At 72.7% G+C, this 15,691-nt stretch carries 16 protein-coding genes; 14 read left to right on the top strand and 2 right to left on the bottom strand.

Translation table 11 applies throughout. The features are described from left to right. Nucleotides 1-55 precede the first annotated feature (55 nt). Together hemW and ABZ714_RS03855 are read left to right on the top strand one after the other, a co-directional pair. Nucleotides 56-1,288, top strand: coding sequence for a radical SAM family heme chaperone HemW (gene hemW, locus ABZ714_RS03860; RefSeq protein WP_358823524.1), 1,233 nt, complete (start codon nt 56-58; stop codon nt 1,286-1,288). Between the two features lie 216 nt (nt 1,289-1,504). Further along, nucleotides 1,505-1,885 (top strand): hypothetical protein, encoded by a 381-nt coding sequence (locus ABZ714_RS03855; RefSeq protein ID WP_358823523.1) that lies wholly within the window; start codon nt 1,505-1,507, stop codon nt 1,883-1,885. 82 nt (nt 1,886-1,967) lie between these two features. Here ABZ714_RS03855 and ABZ714_RS03850 read toward each other — a convergent pair whose 3' ends face one another. Both ABZ714_RS03850 and ABZ714_RS03845 read right to left on the bottom strand, forming a co-directional pair. Continuing rightward, nucleotides 1,968-2,786, bottom strand: coding sequence for a DUF3097 domain-containing protein (locus tag ABZ714_RS03850; protein WP_358823522.1), 819 nt, complete (start codon nt 2,784-2,786; stop codon nt 1,968-1,970). Between the two features lie 9 nt (nt 2,787-2,795). Continuing rightward, nucleotides 2,796-3,590, bottom strand: a complete 795-nt coding sequence (locus tag ABZ714_RS03845; protein WP_358823521.1) for an MBL fold metallo-hydrolase — start codon at nt 3,588-3,590, stop codon at nt 2,796-2,798. Between the two features lie 247 nt (nt 3,591-3,837). On the opposite strand from ABZ714_RS03845, the gene hrcA reads away from it, so the two are divergent. The 12 genes from hrcA to ABZ714_RS03785 all read left to right on the top strand — a co-directional run bounded on the left by hrcA (nt 3,838) and on the right by ABZ714_RS03785 (nt 15,685). Further along, nucleotides 3,838-4,866 (top strand): heat-inducible transcriptional repressor HrcA, encoded by a 1,029-nt coding sequence (hrcA, locus tag ABZ714_RS03840; protein WP_358823520.1) that lies wholly within the window; start codon nt 3,838-3,840, stop codon nt 4,864-4,866. Continuing rightward, nucleotides 4,867-6,003 carry a molecular chaperone DnaJ gene (gene dnaJ / locus ABZ714_RS03835; RefSeq protein WP_358823519.1) on the top strand — a complete coding sequence of 379 codons (1,137 nt, stop codon included), beginning with the start codon at nt 4,867-4,869 and terminating at the stop codon, nt 6,001-6,003. A gap of 109 nt (nt 6,004-6,112) precedes the next feature. Beyond that, nucleotides 6,113-7,231, top strand: a complete 1,119-nt coding sequence (locus tag ABZ714_RS03830) for a nitronate monooxygenase (protein ID WP_358823518.1) — start codon at nt 6,113-6,115, stop codon at nt 7,229-7,231. Beyond that, nucleotides 7,228-7,971: a 16S rRNA (uracil(1498)-N(3))-methyltransferase gene (locus tag ABZ714_RS03825; protein WP_358823517.1), complete on the top strand. Its 744-nt coding sequence runs from the start codon at nt 7,228-7,230 to the stop codon at nt 7,969-7,971. Before ABZ714_RS03830 ends, ABZ714_RS03825 begins: the two co-directional genes overlap by 4 nt. A 124-nt stretch (nt 7,972-8,095) precedes the next feature. After that, entirely contained in the window at nt 8,096-8,722 is a 627-nt protein-coding gene (locus ABZ714_RS03820) for a hypothetical protein (protein ID WP_358823516.1), read from the top strand. 139 nt (nt 8,723-8,861) lie between these two features. After that, nucleotides 8,862-9,215: an HIT domain-containing protein gene (locus ABZ714_RS03815; RefSeq protein WP_358823515.1), complete on the top strand. Its 354-nt coding sequence runs from the start codon at nt 8,862-8,864 to the stop codon at nt 9,213-9,215. 98 nt (nt 9,216-9,313) lie between these two features. Then, nucleotides 9,314-10,222: a ribonuclease Z gene (locus tag ABZ714_RS03810; RefSeq protein ID WP_358823514.1), complete on the top strand. Its 909-nt coding sequence runs from the start codon at nt 9,314-9,316 to the stop codon at nt 10,220-10,222. Nucleotides 10,223-10,316: 94 nt separating this feature from the next. Then, complete coding sequence (locus ABZ714_RS03805; protein ID WP_358823513.1) at nt 10,317-11,330, top strand: adenosine deaminase; 1,014 nt, start codon at nt 10,317-10,319, stop codon at nt 11,328-11,330. 187 nt (nt 11,331-11,517) lie between these two features. Beyond that, complete coding sequence (locus ABZ714_RS03800; RefSeq protein WP_358823633.1) at nt 11,518-12,582, top strand: PfkB family carbohydrate kinase; 1,065 nt, start codon at nt 11,518-11,520, stop codon at nt 12,580-12,582. Nucleotides 12,583-12,748: 166 nt separating this feature from the next. Continuing rightward, the gene (locus ABZ714_RS03795) at nt 12,749-13,855 is read left to right on the top strand and encodes a PhoH family protein (RefSeq protein ID WP_358823512.1); all 1,107 of its coding nucleotides are present in this window, start codon (nt 12,749-12,751) and stop codon (nt 13,853-13,855) included. Nucleotides 13,856-13,868: 13 nt separating this feature from the next. Next, the gene (gene ybeY / locus ABZ714_RS03790; protein ID WP_358823511.1) at nt 13,869-14,366 is read left to right on the top strand and encodes an rRNA maturation RNase YbeY; all 498 of its coding nucleotides are present in this window, start codon (nt 13,869-13,871) and stop codon (nt 14,364-14,366) included. Next, entirely contained in the window at nt 14,363-15,685 is a 1,323-nt protein-coding gene (locus ABZ714_RS03785; RefSeq protein WP_358823510.1) for a hemolysin family protein, read from the top strand. The genes ybeY and ABZ714_RS03785 overlap by 4 nt, the downstream gene beginning before the upstream one ends. Nucleotides 15,686-15,691 lie beyond the last annotated feature (6 nt).

Here is a 15,691-nt window from a genome sequence, read left to right as displayed (position 1 = left end):
GGGAGGTTGTCCACAGGGTGCGACGGCCACCGCGGAAGTACCGGACAATAAACGTATGCCTTCCGTACTGCCCGACGGCGTGCCCGTGCCCGACGACGGGTCGCTGCCCGCCTCCGCGCTCGACGGGGCCGCCGAGCGGCCCCTCGCCTTCTATCTGCACGTGCCGTACTGCGCGACCCGCTGCGGCTACTGCGACTTCAACACCTACACGGCGACCGAGCTGCGCGGCTCGGGCGGGGTGCTGGCGTCCCGGGACAACTACGCGGCGATGGTGGCCGAGGAGATACGGCTGGCCCGCAAGGTCCTCGGCGACGACCCGCGCCCGGTGCGGACCGTGTTCGTCGGCGGCGGTACGCCCACCCTGCTCGCCGCCGCCGATCTGGTCGCGATGCTCGACACGGTGCGGAGCGAGTTCGGCTTCGCGGACGGCGCCGAGATCACCACGGAGGCCAACCCGGACTCCGTCGACCCTGCCTACCTGGCCGAGCTGCGGGCCGGCGGCTTCAACCGGATCTCCTTCGGCATGCAGAGCGCCCGGCAGCACGTCCTTCGGGTCCTGGACCGCAGCCACACCCCCGGCCGCCCCGAGGCATGCGTGGCCGAGGCCCGCGCCGCCGGATTCGACCATGTGAACCTCGACCTGATCTACGGCACCCCCGGCGAGTCCGACGACGACTGGCGGGCGTCCCTGGAGGCGGCCCTCGGCGCCGGACCCGACCATGTGTCGGCGTATGCCCTGATCGTGGAGGAGGGGACCCGGCTGGCGAGCCGGATCCGGCGCGGCGAGGTGCCGATGACGGACGACGACGTCCACGCCGACCGCTATCTGATCGCCGACGAGATGTTCGCCTCCGCGGGCTTCGACTGGTACGAGGTGTCGAACTGGGCCACCTCCGACGCGGCCCGCTGCCTCCACAACGAGCTGTACTGGCGGGGCGCCGACTGGTGGGGCGCGGGCCCCGGGGCGCACAGCCACGTCGGCGGGGTCCGCTGGTGGAACGTGAAGCATCCGGGGGCGTACGCGGCGGCGCTCGCCGAGGGCCGCTCACCGGGCGCGGGCCGGGAACTGCTCACCCCGGAGGACCGCCGGGTCGAGCGGATCCTGCTCGAACTCCGGCTCCGCGACGGCGTCCCGCTCGACCTGCTGCGCCCGGCGGGCCTGCGCGCCGCCGGACAGGCTCTGACGGACGGCCTGCTGGAGCCCGCGCCGTACGAGGAGGGCCGGGCGGCGCTGACCCTGCGGGGCCGACTGCTGGCGGACGGGGTGGTCCGCGACCTGGTCGACTGATCCCGGGGACCGTGCCCCGCCCGGACCGGGCCTCTGGGAACTCGTCCCGGACCGGGCCGTTCCGGCCGGGCCGCCGAGTGCGTTCGCGCCCGCGACGCGGGGCGCGTTCCCCTGGAGCGGAAACGGTCGGCACGGCAGCCGATCTGTTCGCCGGGGGGCCCGTCTGGGATGCTGAGGGCCGGGCTCGACAGGGGGCGGACAGTGCTTACTGAACCTATGGCGCGAGCCGTGGTGGAACCGGCGGTACTGGAGCTGATACGGCGGTACCCCCGTGGCGCGCCGTTCTCCACCACGGTCACCTTCGGCGGGGACGACTTCAGCATGTGCGCCCATATCCGGGCGCAGCGGGCGGCGCCCGGGCAGGTGAAGATCGCACTGGCCTGTTGGGTCGTCAACATGGACGCCGCGCGCTATATCGGTGGCAACCCGCCCGCCGGGGAGGAGATGCGCCTGCCGCCGGAAGGCACAGCGGTGTGGGACGAGGAACTGACCAGCCGGGTGATCGGCCACCTCGCGGCTCGGATGAACGCTCTCGCCGCCGCCCTGCCGACCACCGACGAGCACCTCACCATCACCGTGCCTCTCGTCCTGACGTAGTCCGGCACAACACCCCGGGTGCCCGGCCCGGAGCACGCGCACAGGTGCCCGGAGCCGGCCCTGCCGGGCCCGGGCCCGTACGTCACTCCGGGGGTGCCGTGACGAAGTCGATCAGTTCCTCGACCCGGCCCAGCAGCTCCGGCTCCAGATCCTTGTAGGAGCGGACCCGGGAGAGGATGCGGCGCCAGGCCGCGCCCGTGTCCGGCGGCCAGCCGAGGGCCCGGCACACACCCGTCTTCCAGTCCTGGCCGCGCGGGACCTCGGGCCAGGCCCGGATCCCCACCGACGACGGCTTCACCGCGCCCCAGACGTCGATATACGGATGCCCCGCCACCAGCACATGCGGATCCGTCACGGACGCCGCGATCCGGGATTCCTTCGAACCCGGCACCAGATGGTCGACCAACACCCCCAGCCGGGCGTCCGGCCCGGGGGCGAACTCCGCGACGATCGCGGGCAGATCGTCGATACCCGCCAGATACTCCACTACCACCCCCTCGATCCGCAGATCGTCCCCCCACACCCGCTCCACCAGCTCGGCGTCGTGCCGGCCCTCCACATAGATCCGGCCCGCCCGCGCCACCCGGGCCCGCGCCCCGGGCACGGCCACCGAACCCGACGCCGTACGCGCCGGGCGCGCCGCGCCCCCCGCCGCCGGGCGCACCAGCGTCACCACCCGCCCGTCCAGCAGAAACCCCCGGGGCGCCAGCGGGAACACCCGGTGCTTGCCGAACCGGTCCTCCAGCGTCACCGTCCCCGCCTCGCACGCCACCACCGCCCCGCAGAAACCCGTGGCGACCTCCTCCACCACCAGATCGGGGTCCGAGGGGTCGGCGGGCACCTCGGGAACCGGGGCCTGCTTCTTCCACGGCGGGGTCAGATCAGGGCTGTAGCTGCGCATTCGCCGACGCTACGACACCCCGAACCGGTCCGCCAGCACAGCGCGCTGGGCCCGGACGAACCCGGCGTCCACCACGGCCCCGTGCCCCGGTACGTAGACCGCGTCCGCCCCGCCCAGAGCCAGCAGCCGGTCCAGCGCGGCGGGCCAGCGGGCCCCCACCGCGTCCGGGCCCGCCTGCGGCTCGCCGGACTCCTCCACCAGGTCCCCGCAGAACACCACAGCGGGCTCGCCGGGGCCGCCCGGGACCAGGGCCGCCAGATCGTGCCCCGTATGCGCCGGGCCCAGTTCCACCAGCACCACCCGGCGCCCGCCGAGCTCCACCGACAGCTCACCCGCGACGGCGTGCCCCGGCGCCACCAGCGCCCGCGCCGACCGGGCGGCCTCCTCCTCGGGCACCCCGAACCGCACCGCGTCCGCCCGCAGCACCTCCCGCCCCTCCCCGCTCAGCAGCGCCGCCACCCCGGCCGCCCCGAAGACCTCGGCCCCCGGGAAGGCCGCCGTCCCCAGCACATGGTCGAAGTGCGGATGGCCGAGGGCGATATGCGTCACCGGGCGCCCGCCCAGCAGCGCCTCGGCCTGCGCCCGCACCTCCTCGCCCTCGGCCAGCGTCGACCCCGTGTCGTACAGCAGGGCGCCGTCCCGCCCGGCGACCAGCCCGCAGGTCGCGTCCCACCCCGGCAGTCTGCGCCGACCGACCCCGTGGGCCAGCCGCTCCCACCCCTGCTCCGCCCAGTCGATGTCCCGCCCGATATCCCCGCCGAAGCCGCTGTCGATGTTCCTGCCGGTGCCGCCGCCGAAGTTCATACCGGGACGCTATCGCCACGATCGCGGGCGAAGCGGGCGGCGGGGACGCGGTAGCGTGGTCGGTCACCTTGCTCCGGCCGTACCGGGCAGCCGTACACTGGCACGAAGGAAACTTGGCACTCGGGCACGTGGAGTGCCAGGCGAGTCACCGGGGAACATTCCACGGAAGGCAAGACGGACAGGCAGGACGGACAGCGGCCCGGGCCGCTGTCCCGGGCAGCGGACGAAGCAGTTGGAGGTGGGCGCGATGCTCAGCGAACGCAGACTGGAAGTGTTGCGTGCCATCGTCCAGGACTATGTCGGCACCGAGGAGCCGGTCGGCTCCAAGGCGCTCACCGAGCGTCATCAGCTCGGGGTGTCTCCGGCCACCGTCCGCAACGACATGGCGGTGCTGGAGGAGGAGGGCTTCATCGCCCAGCCCCACACCAGCGCCGGCCGGATCCCCACCGACAAGGGGTACCGCCTCTTCGTCGACCGGCTCGCCGGGGTGAAGCCGCTCTCCGCGGCCGAGCGGCGGGCCATCCAGAGCTTCCTCGACGGCGCGGTCGACCTCGACGACGTCGTCGGCCGTACGGTACGGCTGCTGGCGCAGCTGACCCGCCAGGTCGCGATCGTCCAGTACCCGTCGCTGACCCGGTCCACCGTCCGCCATGTCGAGCTGCTGTCGCTGGCCCCGGCCCGGCTGATGCTGGTACTGATCACCGACACCGGCCGGGTCGAGCAGCGCATGATCGACTGCCCGGCGCCGTTCGGCGAGACGTCCCTGGCCGATCTGCGGGCCCGGCTCAACAGCCGGGTCGTGGGCCGCCGGTTCACCGATGTGCCCCGGCTCGTCCAGGACCTTCCGGACTCGTTCGACGAGCCGGAGGACCGCGGCACGGTCACCACCGTGCTCTCCACCCTCCTCGAAACCCTCGTCGAGGAGACCGAGGAGCGGCTGATGATCGGCGGCACCGCCAATCTCACCCGCTTCGGACACGATTTCCCGCTGACCATCCGGCCCGTGCTGGAGGCCCTGGAGGAGCATGTGGTGCTCCTCAAGCTGATGGGCGAGGTCAAGGAGTCCGGCGGGATGGGCGTGACCGTCCGAATCGGTCACGAGAACGCCCATGAGGGACTCAACGCGACGTCCGTCGTCACCGTCGGCTACGGTTCCGGCGACGAGGCGGTTGCGAAACTCGGCGTGGTCGGACCGACCCGCATGGACTACCCCGGAACGATGGGAGCGGTACGCGCAGTGGCACGTTACGTCGGACAGATCCTGGCGGAGTCGTAAGTGGCCACGGACTACTACGCCGTACTCGGCGTACGCCGCGACGCGTCCCAGGACGAGATCAAGAAGGCGTTCCGCAGGCTCGCCCGGGAACTCCATCCGGACGTGAATCCGGACCCGAAGACGCAGGAGCGGTTCAAGGAGATCAACGCCGCCTACGAGGTGTTGTCGGACCCGCAGAAGAAGCAGGTCTACGACCTCGGCGGCGACCCGCTGTCCCAGTCGGGCGGCGGCGGGGCCGGTGGCTTCGGCGCGGGCGGCTTCGGCAACTTCTCGGACATCATGGACGCCTTCTTCGGTACGGCGTCCCAGCGCGGCCCGCGTTCGCGCACCCGGCGCGGCCAGGACGCGATGATCCGGCTGGAGATCGATCTGAACGAGGCGGCGTTCGGTACGACCAAGGAGATCCAGGTCGACACCGCCGTCGTCTGCACCACCTGCTCCGGTGAGGGCGCCGCGCCCGGCACCTCGGCGCAGACCTGCGACATGTGCCGCGGCCGCGGTGAGGTCTCCCAGGTCACCCGCTCCTTCCTGGGCCAGGTCATGACCTCCCGCCCCTGCCCCCAGTGCCAGGGCTTCGGCACGGTCGTGCCCACGCCCTGCCCGGAGTGCGCGGGCGACGGCCGGGTCCGCTCCCGGCGCACCCTGACGGTGAAGATCCCCGCCGGTGTCGACAACGGCACCCGGATCCAGCTCGCGGGCGAGGGCGAGGTCGGCCCCGGTGGCGGCCCCGCCGGGGATCTGTACGTCGAGATCCACGAGCTGCCGCACGCGGTGTTCCAGCGCCGGGGCGACGATCTGCACTGCACGGTCACCATCCCGATGACCGCGGGCTCCCTGGGCACCAAGGTGCCGCTGGAGACGCTCGACGGCATGGAGGAGGTCGACATCCGGCCCGGTACCCAGTCCGGCCAGTCGATCCCGCTGCACGGGCGCGGAGTGACCCATCTGCGCGGCGGCGGCCGGGGCGATCTGATCGTCCATGTCGAGGTGACCACCCCGACCAAGCTCGACCCCGAGCAGGAGCGGCTGCTGCGCGAACTGGCCAAGCTGCGCGGCGAGGAGCGGCCCCTGGGCCAGTTCCAGCCCGGCCAGCAGGGCCTGTTCTCCCGGCTGAAGGACGCCTTCAACGGCCGCTGAGGCCCCGTCGTCCGGACCGTCGTCCGGACCGCCTGACGGACGCGAGCCCCCGGCCCCAGGGCCGGGGGCCCGTTTCGTCACGGACGTGCACAGGTGGCACGATGCCTCCATGTCCTCCCCGCCCCCCGCGCCCTCCTTCCTGTCCGAACTGTCCCGGTTCCCCGTGCTGGCGGCTCCCATGGCCGGCGGGGCGTCCAACCCCCGGCTGGCCGCCGCCGTCTCCGAAGCGGGCGGCCTCGGCTTCCTCGCCGCCGGATACAAGACGGCCGACGGGATGTACCAGGAGATCAAGCAGATCAGGGGAGCGACCGGGCGGCCGTTCGGGGTGAATCTCTTCATGCCGCAGCCCCGGACCTCCGACCCGAGCGCCGTCGAGGTCTACCGGCAGCAACTCGCGGGCGAGGCGGGCTGGTACGAGACCCCGCTCGGCGATCCCGAGTCCGGCCGGGACGACGGCTACGAGGCCAAGCTGGCCATCCTGCGGGACGACCCGGTCCCCGTCGTCTCCTTCACCTTCGGCTGCCCCGCCCCCGAAGTGCTGGAGTCCTTCGCCCGGGCCGGGACGTACACCGTCGTCACCGTCACCACCCCCGAGGAGGCACAGGCCGCGCGGTGGGCGGGCGCCGACGCGCTCTGCGTCCAGGGCGTCGAGGCCGGCGGCCACCAGGGCACCCACCGCGACGACCCCGCCAACGACGGCACCGGCATCGGACTGCTGGCCCTGCTCGGACTGGTCCGGGCCGCCGTCGACCTGCCCCTGATCGCCACCGGCGGACTGATGCGGGGCGATCAGATCGCGGCGGTACTGGCGGCCGGGGCGAGCGCCGCGCAACTCGGCACGGCCTTCCTGGTCTGTCCCGAGTCCGGCGCCAACCCGCTCCACAAGCAGGCCATGACCAGCCCCCTCTTCACCCGGACGGAGCTCACCCGCGCCTTCACCGGCCGGCCCGCCCGCGGCCTCGCCAACCGCTTTCTGCGCGAACACGGGCCGTACGCCCCCGCCGCCTACCCCGAGGTGCACCACCTCACCTCCGGGCTCCGCAAGGCCGCCGCCGCCTCCGGCGACCCCCAGGGCATGGCCCTGTGGGCCGGACAGGGCCACCGGCTCGCCCGCGAACTGCCCGCCGCCGACCTGGTGGCCACCCTCGTCGCCGAATGGCGGGAGGCCGCCGCCGCGGCCGGTGCCGACACCGCCGGAGCCGTAGCGGACCAGGAGGGCACCCGATGACCGCGCCCGTCTTCGTCGTCGACACCCTCGACGGCACCGCCCACGGCTCCGTCCTCACCCTCGACGGACCCGAGGGCCGCCACGCCGTCTCCGTCAAACGGCTCCGCGCCGGTGAGGACGTCGTCCTCACCGACGGCCGCGGCCGGGGCGCCGCCGGCCGCGTCCTGCGGACCGAGGGCAAGGACGTGCTCGTGGTGGAGACCGTCGACTGCCCCGAGGAGCCGGAGCCCTCGCCCCGGATCACCGTCGTCCAGGCCCTGCCCAAGGGCGACCGGGGCGAACTCGCCGTGGAGACCATGACGGAGACCGGCGTCGACGCGATCGTCCCCTGGTCCGCGGCCCGCTGCGTCACCCAGTGGCGCGGCGACCGGGGCGCCAAGTCCCTGGCGAAATGGCGCGCCACGGCCCGGGAGGCGGGCAAGCAGTCCCGCCGGCTGCGCTTCCCCGAGGTCGCCGAGGCGGCCACCACCCGGCAGGTCGCCGAACTGCTGGCCGCCGCCGACTTCGCCGCCGTCCTCCACGAGGAGGGCTCCGTTCCGCTCGCCACGGCCGCCCTCCCCGCCCACGGCTCCGTCGTGGTCGTCGTCGGCCCGGAGGGCGGGGTGTCCCCGGAGGAGATCGCCGCCTTCGAGGCCGCCGGAGCCCATCCGTACCGGCTGGGGAACACCGTGCTGCGCACCTCCACTGCGGGCACGGCGGCGACCGCGCTCCTCCTGACCCGTACGGGCCGCTGGTCCTGACCGCCGGACTGTCCGACCGCCGTACCGGACGGCCGCCCCGGTATCCCTTTTGCTGAGCCGAACGGGTGACGTATGGCCGTATGCGGACTGTTGCTGCGGCCCCGGCGGTGCCACCCTTCCGTCCATGCGCGACAGCACGGGCGACGGCGGTACGGGGACGGCCGCGCGGCGGCGGACAGCGGTGGCCGGGCTGGTGGTGGCCGTCGTCGTGATCGGGGCCACGGCCTGCGAACCCGGCGGGGAACGGACCCTCTCGGCCGCCTCCGTGGCCAGGACCACCGAGCACACGGCCCAGAACACCCTGGAACGGATCGGCTTCGACGTCCGGCGTATCGGCTGTACGGCCACCGTGCCCGGTGAGGGCGGCCGGGCGAAGCCGGCCGACGGCGACGGCACGGCGACGGTCGCCTGCGAGGGGCGGACCCGCGACGAACGCCCGATCGCCGTCAAGGGGAAGGTGACGGACGAGACGCCCGGTCTCTGCGTACGGGGCGACCTCGACGCCCATGTCGACGGCGAACTGGTCTTCGAGGCCCGGTATCTGGGCCGGTGCGACAAGGGCCGCACCCGGGCCCCCGCGGTCCGGGAGACCGACCAGCGGAACCGGCCCGCACCCACCCGGACCAGGCCCCGTACGGAGGAACGGACCGAGACCCGGACCCGGACCCGGACCGTGACCGAGACGAAGACGGCGACCGTGACGGCGACGGTCACGGTCACGGCCACCCGGACCGCCGTCCCCAGGGACTGAGCCCCGCACCCCGGCACCGGAACCCCGCCCCCCGATCACGGTCGATACCATGCAGACGCCGACGACCGGTACGTCGGTAGGTCGGTAGGTCGGTAGGCCGAGATGTCGAGATGTCGAGATACGGAGAAGGAGCCCGGGTATGGCGGGAGAACCGCAGGCCGATTGCCTGTTCTGCAAGATCGTGGCGGGGGAGGTGCCCGCGACCGTCGTCCGGGAGACCGAACACGTCGTCGCCTTCCGCGACATCAACCCGCAGGCGCCCACCCATGTCCTGGTGATCCCCAAGGCGCACTACCCCGACGCCGCCTCCCTCGCCGCCGCCGCGCCCGAACTGGCCGCCGCGGTACTCGCCGAGGCCGGACAGGTCGCCGCCGCCGAGAGCGCCGAGGCGTACCGGATCGTCTTCAACACCGGGTCCGGCGCCGGACAGACCGTCTTCCACGCCCATGCCCATCTGCTCGCCGGACGCGGCCTCGCCTGGCCCCCCGGATAGCGGCCGGGGCACCCCCGGGCAACCCCCGGCGGACGACGCCGGCGAACAGCGGCAGAACAGCGGCAGAGCAGCAGAACGGGACAGGCAGGTCAGACATCGTGTCCGTACGCGAACTCGTGGTCCTCGGCACGGCGAGCCAGGTCCCCACCCGGCACCGCAACCACAACGGCTATCTGCTCCGGTGGGACGCCGAAGGCCTGCTGTTCGACCCGGGTGAGGGGACCCAGCGGCAGATGCTGCGCGCCGGGGTCGCCGCCCACGACCTCAACCGGATCTGCGTCACCCACTTCCACGGCGACCACTCGCTCGGCCTCGCCGGGGTGATCCAGCGGATCAACCTCGACCGGGTCCCGCACGAGATCACCGCCCACTACCCGGCGAGCGGACAGCGCTTCTTCGAACGCCTGCGGTACGCCACCGCCTACCGCGAGACCGTCTCCCTCACCGAGGGGCCCGTCGCCGCCGACGGCGTCATCGCCCGTACGCCCGCGTACACCCTCGAAGCCCGGCGGCTCTCCCACCCGGTCGAATCCTTCGGCTACCGGCTGACCGAACCCGACGGACGCCGGATGCTGCCCGAGCGGCTCGCCGCGCACGGCATCGCCGGACCCGACGTCGGACGCCTCCAGAGGGAGGGCGCCGTCGGCGGCGTCACCCTCGCCGACGTCAGCGAGGAACGCCGGGGCCAGCGCTTCGCGTTCATCATGGACACCCGGCTCTGCGACGGCGTCCACGCCCTCGCCGAGGGCTGCGATCTGCTCGTCGTCGAGTCCACCTTCCTCGACCAGGACGAACGGCTCGCCGTCGACCACGGCCATCTCACCGCCGGACAGGCCGCCCGGGTCGCCCGGGACGCGGGCGTACGCCATCTCGTCCTCACCCACTTCTCCCAGCGGTACGCCGACGCCGACGAGTTCGAACGCCAGGCCAGGGCCGCCGGATACGAAGGCGAACTCACCGTCGCCAAGGACCTCATGAGGATCCCCGTACCCAAACGCGCCTCCTGAACCGCGGCACTCGTAGCACCCGCCCTGCCCGCATCACCCGCCCCACCTGTACGACCCGCACCGCCCGTACGCACCAGCTCGGAAAGACCTCACCGTGCCGCTCCCCAAAGCCGAACTCCACCTCCACATCGAAGGCACCCTCGAACCCGAACTCGCCTTCGCCCTCGCCGCCCGCAACGGCGTCACCCTGCCCTACGAGGACACCGCGGAACTGCGCCGCGCCTACCTCTTCCAGGACCTCCAGTCCTTCCTCGACCTGTACTACGGACTGATGGCGGTACTGCGTACCGAGGACGACTTCGCCGAGCTCGCCGACGCCTACCTCGCCCGGGCCGCCGCCCAGGGCGTCCGGCACGCCGAGATCTTCTTCGACCCCCAGGCGCACACCGCCCGCGGCGTACCCCTGGCCACCGTCGTCGCCGGGCTGACCCGCGCGCTGGACGCCGCGCCCGAGCGCCACGGCGTCTCCACCCGGCTGATCATGTGCTTTCTGCGGGACCTCTCCGCCGAGTCCGCGATGGAGACGCTCCGGGCCGCCCGCCCCCACCTGGACCGGATCACCGCCGTCGGCCTCGACTCGGCGGAAGCGGGCCATCCGCCCGCCAAGTTCAAGGAGGTCTACGAGGCCGCGGCGGCGCTCGGACTCCGCCGGGTCGCGCACGCGGGCGAGGAGGGCCCGCCGTCGTACATCCGCGAGGCCCTGGACGTCCTCGGCGTCGAGCGGATCGACCACGGGCTCCGCTGTCTGGAGGACACCGAACTCGTCGACCGGCTGGTCCGGGACCGGACCCCCCTGACGCTCTGCCCCCTCTCCAACGTCCGGCTCCGGGCCGTCGACACCCTGGCGGACCACCCGCTGCCCCGGATGATGGACGCCGGACTGCTGTGCACCGTCAACTCCGACGACCCCGCCTACTTCGGCGGCTATGCCGGCGACACCTTCCACGCCGTGCGCGAGGCGCTGGACCTCGGCCCCGAGCGGCTGCGCGAACTGGCCCGGAACTCCTTCCTGGCCGCCTTCCTCGACGACGACGAGGAGCGCAGGGCCCGCCTGATCGCCGAGGTGGACGCGTACGACTTCGCCACCGAGGACACCGCGACGGGCTGACCGCCGGACCCCCGGCCCCGGGCCGGTGATCACCCCACGTCCCGGGCCGTGATTTGGCAGACTGGCCGAATCTGCACCACGCACAGGAGCGGCAGGCACGGTGATCATCCGACACGGCGCACAGCACCCCGAACTCCCGCACTCCCCGCAGCACCGGGAAGGCGGCCCCTCCGCGCGGAACGAGAAGCTGCTCGATCCGCTGGCCACCCTCAGGACCGCCGCCGACCCGGAGTGCGACGTCCATCTGACGGGAACCGTCTTCCTCGACATCATCCTCACCGGGCTCGACTCGGCCCCGGTCCGCGGTACCGAGTCCTGGGCCCGGGGCATGGGCTCCAGCCCCGGCGGCGTGGCCAATATGGCCACCGCCCTGGCCCGGCTCGGCCTGCGGACGTCCCTGGCCGCCGCCTTCGGCGACGACCACTACGGCGACTACTGCTGGGACGCCCTGGAACAGGGCGAGGGCATCGACCTCTCCCGGTCGCGGACCGTACCCGGCTGGCACTCCCCGGTGACCGTCTCCATGGCCTACGAGGGCGAACGGACCATGGTCTCGCACGGCCACGAGGCCCCGCCGCCCGGCGTCCCGCCCCACTGCCCGCCCGCCCGGGCCGCCGTGGCGTCCCTGGAGCCCGATCCGGCCGCCTGGATCGCCGAGGCCGCCGCGAGCGGCACCCGGATCTTCGCCGACGTCGGCTGGGACGAGACGGGCCGGTGGGACCCCTCCCGGCTGGCCGACCTGGCGCACTGCGAGGCATTCCTCCCCAACGCCGAGGAAGCCATGCGCTACACCCGCACCGACTGCCCGCGCCGGGCCGCCCACGCGCTCACCGCCTACGTACCGACGGCGGTCGTCACCCTCGGTGCCGAAGGCGCCTACGCGGTCGACGGCGCGACCGGCGCGTGCGCCGAGGTTCCCGCGATCGCGGTCGAGGCGCTCGACCCGACCGGCGCGGGCGACGTGTTCGTCGCCGGATTCGTCACCGGCACCCTCGCCGAGTGGCCGCTCGCCGACCGGCTCGCCTTCGCCGGACTCACCGCCGCCCTCTCGGTCCAGGAGTTCGGCGGCTCGCTCTCCGCACCCGGCTGGTGGGAGATCGCCGCCTGGTGGCGCCATGTCCGGGACGCCCCGGCCCAGGACCCGGCGGCCCTGCGGCGGTACGCCTTCCTCGACGAACTGCTGCCCGCCCCGGCCCGCCCCCTGCCGCTGCGCCGGGCCGTCCCCACGATCGGCTTCCGCAGCCCGGCCTGACCGGCGGTTTCCCCGGCCGCGGCGGACCGGCCGCGGCCCCCGGGACTGCCCCCGCCGAAAATGCCTTCGGCCGTTGTCGGCGCCGCGTCGTAGGCTGGTGTTCCAGAGGTTGTCGAGCGGCGAGAACCCTGCATCAGGAGGTAGGCGCAGGCCCCAGAGCCGGCCCATGACTCAGACACCCACAGCAAAGAACTCGAAGTCCGCGCGGCGTTCCGAGAGCGGCGAGGCCCGAGCCTTCTTCACCGTCCCCGCCAAGCACCCCATGGTGACGGTCCTCGGCTCCGGTGACTCCCTGCTGCGCGTGATCGAGGCGGCCTTCCCGGCGGCCGATATCCATGTCCGGGGCAATGAGATCAGCGCCGTCGGGGACGCGTCGGAAGTCGCCCTGATCCAGCGTCTGTTCGACGAGATGATGCTCGTGCTCCGCACGGGACAGCCGATGACGGAGGACGCGGTGGAACGCTCGATCGCCATGCTCAGGGCGGAGGCGAACGGCAACGGCGACGGGACGGAGACCCCGGCCGAGGTGCTCACCCAGAACATCCTCTCCAGCCGTGGCCGCACCATCCGCCCCAAGACGCTCAACCAGAAGCGGTACGTCGACGCCATCGACAAGCACACCATCGTCTTCGGCATCGGCCCCGCCGGTACCGGCAAGACGTATCTCGCCATGGCCAAGGCGGTCCAGGCCCTCCAGTCCAAGCAGGTCACCCGGATCATCCTGACCCGCCCCGCGGTCGAGGCCGGCGAACGACTGGGCTTCCTCCCGGGCACGCTCTACGAGAAGATCGACCCCTATCTCCGCCCGCTCTACGACGCGCTCCACGACATGCTCGACCCGGACTCCATCCCCCGCCTGATGGCAGCCGGGACGATCGAGGTCGCGCCACTGGCATATATGCGTGGTCGTACGTTGAATGACGCCTTCATCATTCTCGACGAGGCCCAGAACACCAACCCCGAGCAGATGAAGATGTTCCTCACCCGGCTCGGCTTCGACTCGAAGATCGTCATCACCGGTGACGTCACCCAGGTCGACCTGCCGAACGGCACCAAGAGCGGTCTGCGGCAGGTGCAGGAGATCCTCGACGGGGTGGACGACGTCCACTTCTCGCGGCTCACGTCCCAGGACGTCGTCCGGCACCGGCTCGTCGGCCGTATCGTCGACGCGTACGAGAAGTACGACGGCCGTGTCGGGGAGCAGCGGTCCGGCGGTGCCCAGCAGCACGGCCGGCCCCCTGCGCACGACGGCCGAGGCTCCCACGGGAAGTAGTACGAACCAGACCATGTCGATCGACGTCAACAACGAGTCCGGAATCGAGATCGACGAGCGGGCGGTGCTCGACATCGCCCGCTACGCCCTCGCCCGGATGCGCATCCACCCGCTCTCCGAACTCTCGGTGATCGTCGTGGACGCCGAGGCCATGGAGCAGTTGCACATCCAGTGGATGGACCTGCCCGGCCCCACCGATGTCATGTCCTTCCCGATGGACGAGCTGCGGCCGCCCGCCAAGGACGACGAGGAGCCGCCGCAGGGCCTCCTCGGGGACATCGTGCTCTGCCCCGAGGTCGCCCGGCGGCAGGGCGAGGAGGCCCCGACGAAGCACTCCATGGACGAGGAGCTGCAACTGCTCACCGTCCACGGCGTGCTCCATCTGCTGGGGTACGACCACGAGGAGCCCGACGAGAAGGCGGAGATGTTCGGGCTCCAGGGCGCGATCGTCGACGGCTGGCGGACCGAGCGGGGGATCACCGGTCCCTCCCCGGCCCCGACCGTGTCATGACCGGCCCGCTGATCGCCGGGGCGGTCCTGCTGGTCGTCGTCGCCTGGCTGGCGGCCTGCGCGGAGGCCGGAATCGCCCGGGTCTCCAGCTTCCGGGCCGCCGAGGCGCTGCGCTCGGGCCGTCGCGGCGCCGCCAAGCTGACCCAGGTCGCCGCCGACCCGACCCGCTATCTCAATGTCGCCCTGCTGGTGCGGGTCGCCTGCGAGATGGCGGCCGGGGTGCTGGTCACCTATGTCTGCCTCCAGGGATTCCCGGAGACCTGGGAGGCCCTGGCCGTCGCCATCGCCGTGATGGTCCTGGTGTCGTACGTCGCCGTCGGCGTCTCCCCGCGCACCATCGGCCGGCAGCATCCGCTCAGCACGGCCACAGCCGCCGCCTACGTCCTGCTGCCGCTGGCCCGGATCATGGGCCCGATCCCGCAGCTGCTGATCCTGCTGGGCAACGCCCTCACCCCCGGCAAGGGCTTCCGCAAGGGCCCGTTCGCCTCCGAGGCGGAGCTGCGCGCCCTGGTCGACCTGGCCGAGCAGGAGTCCCTGATCGAGGACGACGAGCGCCGGATGGTGCACTCCGTCTTCGAACTGGGCGACACCCTCGTCCGCGAGGTGATGGTGCCCCGGACCGACCTGGTCTGCATCGAGCGGTACAAGACCGTCCGCCAGGCGCTCACCCTGGCCCTGCGCTCCGGCTTCTCCCGGATCCCGGTGACCGGTGAGAACGAGGACGACATCGTCGGCGTGGTCTACCTCAAGGACCTGGTCCGCAAGACCCATGTCAACCGGGACTCGGAGAGCGATGTGGTCTCCACCGCCATGCGGCCCGCGGTCTTCGTGCCCGACACCAAGAACGCGGGCGATCTGCTCCGCGAGATGCAGCAGAAGCGGAACCATGTCGCCGTCGTCATCGACGAGTACGGCGGTACGGCCGGGATCGTGACCATCGAGGACATCCTGGAGGAGATCGTCGGGGAGATCACCGACGAGTACGACCGGGAGCTGCCGCCCGTGGAGGATCTGGGCGCGGGCCGGTTCCGGGTCACGGCCCGGCTCGACATCGGCGACCTCGGCGAGCTGTACGGGGTCGGCGCGCTCGACGACGAGGACGTGGAGACCGTGGGCGGGCTGCTGGCCAAGTCCCTGGGCCGGGTGCCGATCGCGGGCGCCGCGGGCCGGTTCGACCTCCCCGACGGCCGGTCGCTGCGGCTGACGGCGGAGTCCCCGGCCGGACGGCGCAACCGGATCGTCACGGTCCTGGTCGAGCCGGTGGCCGCCGGCGCCGAGGCCGACGAGGCGGACGGGATCGGCGAGGAGTCCGCGGCGTGAGCGGCC

The organism is Streptomyces sp. NPDC006798 (genome assembly GCF_040635975.1).
Taxonomy (GTDB): Bacteria; Actinomycetota; Actinomycetes; order Streptomycetales; family Streptomycetaceae; genus Streptomyces.
This window is presented reverse-complemented; position numbering and strand designations above follow the sequence as displayed.